9 protein-coding genes and 1 pseudogene are annotated in these 12,264 nt (G+C 70.6%); 5 read left to right on the top strand and 5 right to left on the bottom strand.

Features of this window, described 5'->3' with window-relative positions:
- Positions 1-75 precede the first annotated feature (75 nt).
- On the top strand, positions 76-1,470 hold the full coding sequence (locus tag OG819_RS20485) for an amino acid permease (RefSeq protein WP_266650783.1): 1,395 nt from the start codon (positions 76-78) through the stop codon (positions 1,468-1,470).
- A gap of 110 nt (positions 1,471-1,580) precedes the next feature.
- Here OG819_RS20485 and OG819_RS20480 read toward each other — a convergent pair whose 3' ends face one another.
- Positions 1,581-2,237 (bottom strand): histidine phosphatase family protein, encoded by a 657-nt coding sequence (locus OG819_RS20480; RefSeq protein WP_266650782.1) that lies wholly within the window; start codon positions 2,235-2,237, stop codon positions 1,581-1,583.
- Positions 2,238-2,394: 157 nt separating this feature from the next.
- Here OG819_RS20480 and OG819_RS20475 point away from each other — a divergent pair, with 157 nt between their 5' ends.
- The gene (locus tag OG819_RS20475) at positions 2,395-2,631 is read left to right on the top strand and encodes a hypothetical protein (protein WP_266650781.1); all 237 of its coding nucleotides are present in this window, start codon (positions 2,395-2,397) and stop codon (positions 2,629-2,631) included.
- A 12-nt stretch (positions 2,632-2,643) separates the two neighbouring features.
- Here OG819_RS20475 and OG819_RS20470 read toward each other — a convergent pair whose 3' ends face one another.
- Complete coding sequence (locus OG819_RS20470) at positions 2,644-3,300, bottom strand: DsbA family protein (protein ID WP_266413920.1); 657 nt, start codon at positions 3,298-3,300, stop codon at positions 2,644-2,646.
- 180 nt (positions 3,301-3,480) lie between these two features.
- Here OG819_RS20470 and pepN point away from each other — a divergent pair, with 180 nt between their 5' ends.
- Entirely contained in the window at positions 3,481-6,072 is a 2,592-nt protein-coding gene (pepN, locus tag OG819_RS20465) for an aminopeptidase N (protein WP_266650780.1), read from the top strand.
- Positions 6,073-6,283: 211 nt separating this feature from the next.
- Entirely contained in the window at positions 6,284-7,345 is a 1,062-nt protein-coding gene (locus OG819_RS20460; protein ID WP_266650779.1) for a hypothetical protein, read from the top strand.
- Between the two features lie 87 nt (positions 7,346-7,432).
- On the opposite strand, the gene OG819_RS20455 is transcribed toward OG819_RS20460, so the two are convergent.
- Positions 7,433-7,957 (bottom strand): hypothetical protein, encoded by a 525-nt coding sequence (locus OG819_RS20455; protein ID WP_266624731.1) that lies wholly within the window; start codon positions 7,955-7,957, stop codon positions 7,433-7,435.
- A 323-nt stretch (positions 7,958-8,280) separates the two neighbouring features.
- On the opposite strand from OG819_RS20455, the gene OG819_RS20450 reads away from it, so the two are divergent.
- Positions 8,281-9,039 (top strand): MHYT domain-containing protein, encoded by a 759-nt coding sequence (locus OG819_RS20450; RefSeq protein WP_266624732.1) that lies wholly within the window; start codon positions 8,281-8,283, stop codon positions 9,037-9,039.
- A gap of 27 nt (positions 9,040-9,066) precedes the next feature.
- Here OG819_RS20450 and OG819_RS20445 read toward each other — a convergent pair whose 3' ends face one another.
- Both OG819_RS20445 and OG819_RS20440 read right to left on the bottom strand, forming a co-directional pair.
- Positions 9,067-10,206 (bottom strand): serine hydrolase domain-containing protein, encoded by a 1,140-nt coding sequence (locus OG819_RS20445; protein ID WP_266650778.1) that lies wholly within the window; start codon positions 10,204-10,206, stop codon positions 9,067-9,069.
- Between the two features lie 113 nt (positions 10,207-10,319).
- Positions 10,320-12,100 (bottom strand): annotated as a pseudogene (locus OG819_RS20440) (TIGR03767 family metallophosphoesterase).
- Positions 12,101-12,264: the final 164 nt, after the last annotated feature.

The following is a 12,264-nucleotide window of genomic DNA, read 5'->3' as shown; positions in this document are numbered from 1 at the left end:
TCTCCCTCCGAGCGGAGAGGCTGCCCAGACTGTGGGCGTTTTTGCTCACTCGCACGTAAGGGACCACCCGCTCTCATGTCCCGCACCACCCTCGACACCCCACTTACCGATCCCGGCACACACGCCCCGCTGTCCCACGGCCTCAAGCAGCGCCATCTGTCGATGATCGCCCTCGGCGGCGTGATCGGCGCCGGTCTGTTCGTCGGGTCCGGCGCGGGGATCGCCGCCGCCGGACCGTCGATCGTGATCGCGTACGCGGTCTCCGGTCTGCTCGTCATGCTGGTGATGCGGATGCTCGGCGAGATGTCGGCCGCGTATCCGTCCTCGGGCTCGTTCTCGGCGCACGCCGAGCGGGCGATCGGACCGTGGACGGGCTTCACCGCGGGGTGGTCCTTCTGGGTACTGCTCTGCACGGCCGTGGGGCTGGAAGGGATCGGGGCGGCGAAGATCGTCACCGGCTGGCTGCCGGGCACGCCCGAGTGGGCCTGGGTGGCCCTGTTCATGGCGGTCTTCTGCGTCGCCAACCTCGCCGCCGTGAAGAACTTCGGCGAGTTCGAGTTCTGGTTCGCCGCGCTGAAGGTCGGCGCGATCAGCCTGTTCCTGGTGCTGGGCGTGCTGGCCGTCGCGGGCGTACTGCCCGGCACGGACTCCCCCGGCACCTCGAACCTCACCGGCCAGGGCGGCTTCCTCCCGCACGGCGGCGAGGGGCTGGTCGTCGGCCTGCTCGCGTCGGTCTTCGCGTACGGCGGTATGGAGACGGTCACCATCGCGGCGGCCGAGTCGCAGAACCCGGTCCAGGGCGTCGCACGCGCCGTCCGTACGGCGATGTGGCGCATCGCGCTCTTCTACATCGGTTCCATGGCGGTCATCGTCACGCTGGTCCCGTGGGACTCGAAGGAGGTCGTCGAGAAGGGCCCCTACGTCGCCGCCCTCGACCACCTGGGCATCCCCGGCGCCGGTCAGCTGATGAACGTGGTCGTGTTCGTCGCGCTGCTGTCGGCGATGAACGCCAACATCTACGGCTCCTCGCGCATCGCCTACTCGCTGGTGGAGCGCGGCCAGGGCCCGAAGGCCCTCGGCAGGGTCTCGGCCGGGGTCCCGCGCGTCGCGGTACTCGCCTCCTGCGTCTTCGGCTTCGTGTGCGTGCTGCTGAGCTACTGGCGGCCCGACGACGTCTTCCCGTGGCTGCTGAACATGATCGGCGCGGTGATCCTGGTCGTGTGGATCTTCATCGCGGTCTCCCAGCTGCTGCTGCGCCGCAGGGTGGAGCGCGAGGCACCGGAGAAGCTGGTCGTGCGGATGTGGGCGTTCCCCGTGCTGACCTGGGTGGCGCTGGCCGGCATGGTCGCGATCTTCATCCTGATGGCCCGGCAGCCGGACACCCGGGGGCAGCTGTACTCGACCGGCGGCATGACGCTGTTCCTGGCGGCCGTCGGATACGTATGGCAGCGGGCCCGCGCGGCCCGCTGATCCTTCCCGCTCCCCCGAAAAGCCCTCGCGCGACCCGCACGAGGGAGAAACAAAGGGCCCCCGCGAGGACGTGACTCGCGGGGGCCCTCCTCCCGCGTACACCGCCCGCGTCAGGCGCAGGGCACGTTGAGCGACAGCAGCGCGGCGGCCCCGTCCGTCATACGGAGTTCGGTGATCGCCGCGTTGCGCAGGCGCGGGAGGACCCGGCGGTACTCGCCCAGCGGGATGGACAGCACAGAGCAGAGCACCAGACGGAGCAGGGTGTTGTGGGCGACGACCAGGACACGTTCGCCGTGGTGCGCGGCCGCGATGCGGCGCAGGACGGCCGCCCCGCGGGCCGCCGCGGTGCGCGGGTCCTCCGCCTCCGGGAAGGGGTACGACACCGGGTCGGCCCGGTACGCCTTCGCCCTGGCCGGGTTCTCGGCCTCGAACTCGGCGAGCGTACGGCCCTCCACCACCCCGAAGTCGCATTCACGCAGTGCCGGTTCGCGGTGCGCGGTGAGACCGAGGGCACGGCAGGCGGGTTCGGCCGTGGCGGCGGCGCGAGAGAGCGTCGACGTCCAGACGGCGTCCACGGGGTGCCCGGCGGCCCAGCGGCCCAGCGCCTCGGCCTGGGCACGGCCCTCGTCGGCGAGGGGGACGTCACTCACTCCGGCGTAGCGGTTCTCGGCATGCCAGACGGTCCGGCCGTGCCGGGCGAGCAACAGGGTCGTGCTCACCGGAGCTGCGGGACTCACGGCGCTGTGGGTCATGTTCGTCGTACTCATGACCCGCCAGTATCCCGGTCGCGGCGCACTCGCGTGTGCGCTCCGGCGCGAGCCCACCGTCCGGGCCTGTTCGGAGGTGGAGCGAAGGCCCCGTGAAGAACGAAAAGGAGCCTCACGGGGCCTTACGCTACGAACGCTTCCGGGGCATCGTTGCGGGATGCCGAGGGAAAAGACGTATCCCTGCTACACATGCGGGTCCGACCAGCCCCACCGCCAGCCCCGGGACGACCGGGAGCGGGCGGTCATCCGGGAACTGGCGAACCTCCAGAAGCCGAACGCGTATGTGGACGACTACTGGATCTGCGGCCGCACCGACTTCGACTGCCGCAACATCCGGCACGCGTGGCGGGTCAAGCCGTTCGACCCGCCCGAGAAGATGCCCGAGCCGGAATGAACCTGGTCGCCCTTACAGGTTGCTGAAGTCCGGGCCCTGCGTGCGGGTCCGCTTGATCTCGTAGAAGCCGGGGGTCGAGGCGACCAGCAGCGTGCCGTCCCACAGCCTGGCCGCGGCCTCGCCCTTCGGGGCGGGCGTGACGACCGGGCCGAAGAAGGCGACCTGCTCGCCGTCGGCGCCGGGGACCGCGATCACCGGGGTGCCGACCTCCTGGCCGACCTTCTCGATGCCCTCCTTGTGGGAGGCGCGCAGCTCGGCGTCGAACTCGAAGTCCTCCTGCTCGGCGTAGTCGAGCAGGGAGGCCGGGAGGCCGACCTCCTCGAGGGCGCCCGCGATCGCCTCGAGGGTCGCGCCCTCGCCCTGGTTGTGGATACGGGTGCCGAGCGCGGTGTAGAGCGGGCCGAGGACGTCCTCGCCGTGCTTCTGCCAGGCGGCCGTGACCACGCGGATGGGCTTCCAGGCCTGGGTGGCGAGCATGTCCCGGTACTCCTCGGGCAGCTGGTCCAGCCGGTCCTCGTTGAGGACCGCGAGGCTCATGATGTGCCAGTGGACTTCGATGTCCCGGACCTTCTCCACTTCCAGCACCCAGCGCGAGGTCATCCAGGCCCAGGGGCACAGCGGGTCGAACCAGAAGTCGACGGGGGTCTTGGGAGCAGCGGTCTCGGGCATGGTTCTCCTCGGAAAACGGTGTTTCCCCGAGCAACACCGGAGGTCACTCGCCTCATTCCCGGGTGTCCAGCGTCAGGGGCACATGGCAGGATCGCTCCTGTCCAACCGTATCCGACACCGGATGCCGGACATCCGTTCCGCAGTATCCGTCCGTGACGCCGCCCCGAGGGAGTGCCGCCCGTGCCCGGTGAGAATCTGACCCGCGACGAGGCCCAGGAGCGGGCAGCCCTGCTGTCCGTGGACGGGTACGAGGTCTCCCTCGATCTGTGCTCCGCCCTGGGCGACACCGCGACTGAACCGCGTACGTTCCGCTCGATGACCACGATCCGCTTCCGCTGCGCGGAGCCCGGCGCCGCGAGCTTCGCCGACCTGGTCGCACCGAGCGTCACCGCGGTCTCGCTCAACGGCAAGGCTCTGGACCCCGACGAGGTCTTCGACGGCTCCCGCATCCGGCTGGAGAACCTCCAGGCCCACAACGAGCTGATCGTCGACGCGCTGTGCGCCTACTCCCGTACCGGCGAGGGCATGCACCGCTTCGTCGACCCCGAGGACGGCGAGGTCTACCTCTACACCCAGTACGAGCCCGCCGACTCCCGGCGCGTCTTCGCGAACTTCGAGCAGCCGGACCTCAAGGCCCCCTTCCGCTTCGAGGTGCGGGCCCCCGAGGGGTGGACGGTCTGGAGCAACGGCCTCGGTGAACTCGTCCACGGTGTGTGGAAGTTCGCCGAGACCAAGCCGATCTCGACATACATCACCGCGTTCGTGGCGGGCCCGTACCACTACGTCACGGACAGCTACACGCGCACGCTCGACGACGGTACGACGCTGGAGATCCCGCTCGGCGCGATGTGCCGCAAGGGCCTGGCCCCCTACTTCGACTCCGACGACGTCTTCCTCGTCACCAAGCAGGGCCTGGACTTCTTCCACGACCACTTCGACTTCCCCTACCCCTTCGGGAAGTACGATCAGGCGTTCGTGCCCGAGTACAACCTCGGCGCGATGGAGAACCCGGGGCTCGTCACGTTCCGCGAGGAGTACATCTTCCGCGGGAAGGTGACCGCGGCGTCGTACGAGGGCCGGGCGAACGTCATCCTGCACGAGATGGCGCACATGTGGTTCGGCGACCTCGTCACCATGGAGTGGTGGGACGACCTGTGGCTCAAGGAGTCCTTCGCCGACTTCATGGGCGCGTTCGCGCTGGTCGGGGCGACCCGATTCGAGAACGGCTGGATCACCTTCGCCAACCGCCGCAAGTCCTGGGCGTACCGCGCCGACCAGCTGCCCTCCACCCACCCCGTCACGGCCAACATCCACGACCTGCAGGACGCCAAGCTCAACTTCGACGGGATCACGTACGCGAAGGGGGCGAGCGTGCTCAAGCAGCTCGTCGCGTACGCCGGGCAGGACGCGTTCCTGGAGGGCGCGCGCCGCTACTTCAAGCGCAACGCGTACGGCAACACACGCCTCGGCGATCTGCTGTCGGCCCTGGAGGAGACCAGCGGACGTGATCTGGCGACCTGGTCGCGCGCGTGGCTCCAGACGGCCGGGGTGAACTCCCTCACCCCGCAGGTGATCCTGAGCGCCGAGGGCCGCGTCACCGAGCTGGCCGTGCTCCAGGAGGCCCCCGAGTCGCACCCCGAACTGCGTCCGCACCGTGTCGCGGTGGGCCTGTACCGGCATGACGGCCTGCGGCAAGGAGGGGCCGGCTCCCTGGTGCGGTACGCCCGCGCCGAGGTGGACGTCGACGGCCCCCGCACGGTGGTCGGGGAGCTGGTCGGCGTGGACGCCCCCGAGCTGGTCCTCGTCAACGACGACGACCTCACGTACTGCAAGATCCGCTTCGACGAGAACTCGCTGGACACGCTGCGCGAGAGGCTCGGCGACATCACCGACCCCCTCGCCCGCGCGCTGTGCTGGTCGGCGCTGTGGAACCTCACCCGGGACGCGCTGATGCCGGCGCGGGACTTCGTGAGCCTGGTGCTGCGCTTCGCGGGCCGCGAGTCCGACATCGGCGTCCTGCAGATGCTGCACGCCTGGGCGAACTCGGCGCTCGTCCAGTACGCGACCCCCGAGTGGCGGGCCGAGGGCGGCCGGCTGCTCGCCCAGGGCGCCCTGAAGGAACTGCGGCTCGCCGAGCCCGGCAGCCAGCACCAGCTGACCTGGGCCCGTTTCTTCGCGACGGTCGCCTCCGACAAGGCCGATCTGCACCTGCTGCTGCATCTGCTGGAGGGCACCGCCAAGGTCGACGGCCTGGACGTCGACCAGGAGCTGCGCTGGGCGTTCCTGGAACCGCTGGCCGCGCACGGCGTCGCCGACGAGGCCCTCCTCGCGGCCGAACTGGCCCGCGACGACACGGCCTCCGGCAAGCGCCACCAGGTCCGCTGTCTCGCCGCCCGGCCCTCGGCGGCGGTCAAGGCGCAGGCCTGGGCCCAGGTCGTCGAGTCGGACGCGCTGTCGAACGCGCTGGTCGAGGCGACCATCGCGGGCTTCTCGCAGCCCTCCCATCGGGAACTGCTGGCCCCGTACGCCGCGAAGTACTTCGCGGCCATCGAGCGCGTCTGGGCCGAGCGGTCCATCCAGATCGGCATGGACGTGGTCAAGGGACTGTTCCCGTCCCTCCAGGACTCCCAGGAGACCCTGGACGCGACGGACGCCTGGCTCACCGCCCACGAGGACGCGCCCCCCGCCCTGCGCCGTCTGGTCCTGGAAGCGCGGGACGACCTGGCGCGCGCCCTGCGGGGGCAGGCGTGCGACGCGGCGGCGGGCTCGTAGAGACGACGGGCCCGGCAGTGACGGGGCCCGGGTCGCCGACGCGGCGCCTTGGGCCCCGTTACCGAACCCGCGCACAGGGCCCCGTAACCCCGATCGGGACCAGCGCCTTTCGGCAGTCGAACGCCCGTACTTTAGGGCGAGCTTGTCCGGATTTGTCGACGGGCGTGTAACAGCGGTTAGGGGACGGACCGGACGCGGGAAACCCCCGTTCATGAACCACAACACCCCGCTCTCCCCCCGCCCCCTGCGCCACCTGTCCCGCACACAGCGGCGGGTCCTGACCACCGCTCAGCTGCGCGCCCACGGCGTCACGGCCGCCGACACGAACGAGCGGTGCCGGCCGGGCGGCCCCTGGCAGCAGATCCTCCCCGGCGTCTTCCTCCTCCACCCGGGGCCGCCCACCTCCGAGGAACGCCTGCACGCGGTCCTGCTGTTCGCGGGCCGCACCCCCGCGCAATCGCCGACGCCGGGCATCCCCCTCCAGCCCGGCGCCGAGGAACCGCACGCCCCACGGCCGTACACGGACGCGCTGATCACGGGCCTGGCCGCGCTCACCCTGCACGGCTTCACCTCGGCGCCCCCGCTGACCTCCCTGGACAAGATCGACGTCCTGGTCCCCCGGCTGCGCCGGCTGCGCTCGCACGGCTGCGCCCACATCGTCCGTACGCCCTCGCTGCCCACCCCTGCGTACCTCACGGGTCTCCCGGTCGCCCCGGTGCCGCGCGCCCTGGCCGACGCGGTGGCGGAGTTGTCGGACGCGGGCGCGGTACGGCGGCTGCTGACGGAAGCGGTGCGCGCCGGGCACTGTGAACCGCCGGCGGTGGTGCGGGAGTTGACGCAGGCGCGGCTGCTGAACCGCCCGCACGTGGTGGACGCGGTGGACTCGCTGCTGGCGGAGGGCCGGGCGATCGCGGAGGACCGCCTCTACCGGATGGTGCGGGAGTACGGCCTGCCCGACCCGGTCTGGAACGTCGACCTGCGCCTGCCGGGCGGCCCGCACCTGGGCGGCCTCGACGCGTACTGGCCCGAGCAGGCGGTGGCCGTCGAGCTGGACACCCGGGCGCCCCGGCCGGGCGATCGACAGGACGACGCCCTCTGGTCCGAGTACGCCCGTAAGCGCGAGCACCTGGAGCGGCTGGGCATCACGGTCGTCCACATCACTCCGAGGAAGCTGCGGGACGCGAGGGAGCAGCAGGCGACGGTGGTCCGTACCGCGCTGATGGCGGCGAACGACCGGGATCCGGCGGCGTATGTCGTGGTCCTGCCCCGGTAGTGACGGACCGGGGCGGTATCAGGAGGGGAGAGGAGGGGCCGCCGGTGCCTCGGCGGCCCCTCCTCCTGGGTTCTCGGTGTCCGAGGGTCAGCGGGCGACCCTGAAGTCGACGGACCGGAAGTCGCTCCAGCCCTCGCCCCGCGCCCCCGCCTGGGCCTGCACGCTGGAGACGCTCCTGTCCCAGTGCCGGGGCAGGGACACCCGCACCGTGTAGGTGACCGTGGCGCCGCGCTTCAGTGTCTGACCCGAGGCGAACGCCGCGAACGAGGGGACGCCGGCGTTGCGCTGGTGCGTGCGCCCCCACGGCACGGTCTTCCACATGCCGTGGGTGTACTCCTTGAGGACCGGTCGTTCGGCGGCGTACGTGCTGTAGCCGACGTCGACTCCCTTGAGGGTGTGGTCGGTCCGGTTGCGCACGGTGATCGTGAACGTCCTGGACGCGCCACCCGGCTTCAGTTCGACGTGCTTGGACCAGCCGCCGATCTTCGCCGTCGGGCCGGTCGGGGCGGCGGCGTACGCGGCTCCCGCGCCGAGGACAGAGCCGGCGAGCAGCGCCGAACCCAGTACGAGCGCGCCGGTGCGGCGGACCGCGCCGCCATCGAGAAGTGCCACTTTGGATCTCTTTCTGATCGTTCCAGTCCTTCGGGTCTTTCATTTGCCCCGAAGAGCACTTCATCGGAATGTCCGGCACATTGACTTCACCCCTTCCGGGGCTTTTCTGATCGTTGAGGAGCACTTTGCACCTTCGCGTAGAACTCCTCTTCGACGAGGAGAGAATGTGGTCAAAGTGTGTTTGAATTGCGAACAAGTCAGCCAGGTGGCTTGATCCGACCCCTGACGGTTCCTCAGAGGCCTCCCGACCGGAGGGCTGTTCATCGACTCCGCGCCACGGCGCGGTACCGCCCCCCGTCACGCAGGAAAAGGGACGCCCCGTCATGACCGCCAACGTTTCCGATTTCTACTACGGGGCCGCGACCCCGGTCGCGGCCTATCTGATGGCCTGCCTGGGAGCGGCCCTGGGACTGCGCTGCACGACACGGTCGCTGCAGCGCAGACGTCAGGACCGCAAGGCCGGCTGGCTGACGCTGGGCGCGGTGTCCATCGGCTGCGGCATATGGACCATGCACTTCATCGCCATGATCGGCTTCAGCGTCGGGGGCGCGCTGGTGAGCTACGACTCGGCGATGACCGTGCTCAGTCTGGTTGTCGCGATCGCCGTGGTCGCTGTCGGGGTCTTCCTCGTCGGCTATCGGGGCGCCGCGCCGCTGAATCTCGGCGTGGCGGGTGTCATCACCGGTCTGGGCGTGGCCGCCATGCACTACATCGGCATGGCCGCCATCCGTATGCCCGGGACCCTGCGGTACGACGTGCCGACCGTGGCGCTGTCCGTGCTGATCGCGGTGGCCGCCGCCACCGCGGCCCTGTGGGCGGCGGTCTCCATCCACACGCTGTGGTCGAGCCTGGGGGCGAGCCTCGTCATGGGCGTGGCGGTGACCGGGATGCACTACACCGGTATGGCCGCCGTCTCGGTGCACGTCACCCAGCAGGTCACGGCCTCCCAGTCGCCCGCCGGTCTGCTGTCGTTCCTGCTCTTCATGCTCGCCGGGCCCCTCGCCGTCCTCCTGATCGCCGCCGTGATCGTCATGTTCGATCCCGACATGGTGCTGGGGGACGGCGAGTGGAGCCCGCGCTGACCTCCGCCAAGGAGGGCGTTCAGAGGCCTACTCGGCGCAGAACTCCCCCTCGATCACCGCATCGCTGTCCCCGGACCAGTCCCCGTTGAAGTTGAAGGCCAGGGAGTGGCGGCCGTCCGCCGTCGTCACGGCGGAGGACGTCGAGCCGTGGATCCCGCCGTCATGGCCCCATACATGGACCCCGCAGCCGAGCTCGCGGTCGATGAGACCCAGGCCGTAGCGGGCGCCCGGGATCTCGTCGGCCTTCACCGTGGTCTTCATCTCCTTCAGCTGCTTCGGCGGAAGGAGCCGGCCGCCCAGCAGGGCCGTGTAGAAGCGGTTCAGATCGGCGGAGTCGGAGATCATCTCCCCGGCCGAGGAGGCCAGGGAGGGGTTGAGCCGCGTGACGTCGTACATCGGACCCGTCGTCGCCCGGGACAGTTTCGAGTACGCGTGGCCGCTGGGCCGCGGGAGCGTCGTCCGCGTGCCGGGGACGGACGTGGCGCGCAGGCCGAGCGGTTCGATAATGCGGCGGCGGATCTCCGAGGCGTACGAGTGGCCGGTGACCTTCTCGATCACCATGCCGGCCAGCACGTAGTTCGTGTTGGAGTAACTCCAGGACGCGCCCGGCGCGAAGAGCGGCTTGTGGGTCATCGCGATCGCCACGAGCTGCTCAGGGGTCTTCGTGTCGTAGCGGTGATCGAAGAAGCCGTCCTTCAGGAAGTACGTGCGGGCGAAGTCCTCGTCCGCCGTGTAGTTGAAGATGCCGCTGGTGTGGTTGAGCAGCCGGCGGACGGTGATCCGGCGTCCGTCGTGGCCGTGGCCCCGGACCACGCCCGGGAGCCACTTCTCCACCGTGTCGTCCAGCGACAGCCGCCCCTCCGCCTCCAACTGCAACAGCACCGTCGACACGAACGTCTTCGTGATGCTGCCCACGCGGTAGTGGTCGGCCGTGCCGCGGGGTGCGTGCGTGCGCACATCGTCCACGCCCGCCGTGGCCGACCATGTGCCGCCGGCGTCCCGCGCCGTCGCCGTCACACCCGGCACTCCGGCCTTCACCGCGGCGTCCATGGCGGCGCGGGTCGCACCGTGCCGGCCGGTCCCGGCGGGAGCCGCCACCGCGGGCCCCGCCAGAGCGGCCGCCACCGCCACCGCCGTCGCCGCCACCAGTCCCCTACGCACTGACATGTCGTTCCCCCTTCACCGGTGAACCTGGTCGGGGGGAGGGACTCGGCGGGCCGGTGTGAAGGTTGCCCGCCTGTACGCCAGTTGAGTGGGTTTCGGCCGTTCTTCGCGCTTCCTCAGGCCTTCTTCAGCACGAGTTCCGTGTTGCGGTCCCGCGAGGCGCCGGCCAGCTCGGTGCTGCGGCCCGGGGAGTTGAAGGCGAGCTCGCGGTAGAGGGCCGCGAGCCCGGTCTGGCTGAGGTCGGAGAAGTCCGTGCGGTGCGGGGCCGCCGACTCGATGAGGGTGGTGAAGAGGGAGAGCGTGCCGTCCTTGTTGTCGACGACCTCGATGATGCGGGCGAGGTGCGGGAAGTCGACGTGGGAGGCGGTGTTGATCTCCCAGAAGGAGCCGTGGTTCGGCGCGGAGTGCGCGATGATCTCGTTCTTGTGGGTGTGGCCGTTCACCCAGGCCAGCACGTTGCGGTGCTTGGCGAGCGTGGCGACCACGTCCTCACCGCCGTGGCGCTTGTCGCTCGGGTGCGCGGGGTCGGTGCGGCGGTTGGTCATCGACTTGCTGGTGTGGTGGCTGAAGACGATGGCGTACGAGTCCTTGTTGTCGCTCAGCGTCTTGTCCAGCCAGCGCAGCTGGGTCGTCCCGATGGAGCCCATGTAGTGGCCGCCCGGGTCGGTGGTGTCGATGCTGATGCCGATGATGTCGTCGGAGATGCGGAAGGCGTAGTACTGGGTGCCCGCGGCGAGGTTGGCCGCCGAGTAGCCGTGGCCGACCGGGCCGGGGCCGGTGTGCGCGGGGTCGAGGTGCGCCTTGAGGTACTCGGCGGGCGTGAAGGGGGCGCGCGACTCGTCCGGGGTGACCGCGCGCAGCTGCCGCGCCGGAGGTCCCTGAGCTGGGTGCCCTTGGGGTCCTTGTCGTTCTTGATGGCGGCCCGCAGGGCGACGCTCGCCGAGGCGGGCAGCGTCATCAGCTTCTTGCCGCCGACGGCGAACTCGGCGAGGAAGGAGTCGCCGTGCCGGTAGCAGCCCAGCGGCAGCGCGTCGTGGTTGCCGACCGTGGAGTACCACGGCAGGCCGAGGCCGGGGCTGCGCAGCTCGCGGATGGCGGCCGCGAGGAAGCCGTGCAGATGCGGGAAGCCACGCTGCTTGTCGGCGTCGCGCAGGGCCGCGTCAGGCTGCCAGTACAGCTTGAGGCCGCTGTTCTGGACACCCTCGTAGTGGCGCGGGTCGCCGCTGTTGGGGCTGATCCGGCCGCCGCTCATGACCTTCAGGAACCAGTCCAGCTCCGTCTTGGAGTTGTTGTCCGTGTTGTCCCCGGTGGTCATGACGAAGTGCAGTGGGGAGCCGGTGACGGGGGCTCCGCGCAGCGCGTTGACCCGCTCGACGAGCGAGACGGCGCCCGCCACGGTCAGCGACTCGTGCGGACGCCAGGCGTTCGCGGCGCCGGAGCGCAGGTATTCGAGCCGCAGCGGGTGCTGGACGTCGATCAGGTGCAGGTCGGTGAACTGCACGAACGCGGCGAGCGCGGTACGCCGGTCGGCCCGCCCGGACTTGGCCGCGGCCAGGTCGCTACGTACGACCCGCTTCCAGGCGGGGCCGTCGCCGAGCCGCCGGTAGCCGTCCGTGCCGGAGCGCGCCGCGGCCACGCTCTCCAGGGTGGTACCGCGCACGTAGGGGGCGAGGGGTGCGGCGGGTGCCATGGGGGTCCCCCCGCTCGAGCGAAGCCGAGAGTGGGGGAGGGACACGGCGATGGGCGCCTCACCCGCGTCCGTGGTGGCGGCGTGCGCCTCGGAGTCGGGCCGCAGGGCGCAGCCGATGCCCGCGGAGAGGGTCACCGCCCCGGTGGCGGCGAGCAGGGTACGGCGGTTCATGGCGGCGGAAGTGGCGACAGAGCGTATGCGCGACATGGCGCGATCTCCCCGAGTGCGAACGCGTCGGCAGTGGTCGCGGGGGGTTCGTTGCGGTAACTCCCCGCTCACTCTGGATCGTTGGCACCGGGGGTGACCTGGACGTTAACGAGGCGGCAACGGCCGACACCGATCACCGTACGTGGATCTTGGAGCACCCTGCG

The organism is Streptomyces sp. NBC_01549, assembly GCF_026339955.1.
In the GTDB taxonomy this organism is placed as follows: Bacteria; Actinomycetota; Actinomycetes; order Streptomycetales; family Streptomycetaceae; genus Streptomyces.
Note: the sequence above shows the minus strand (reverse complement) of the source record. Positions and strands in the feature narration are given on the sequence as shown.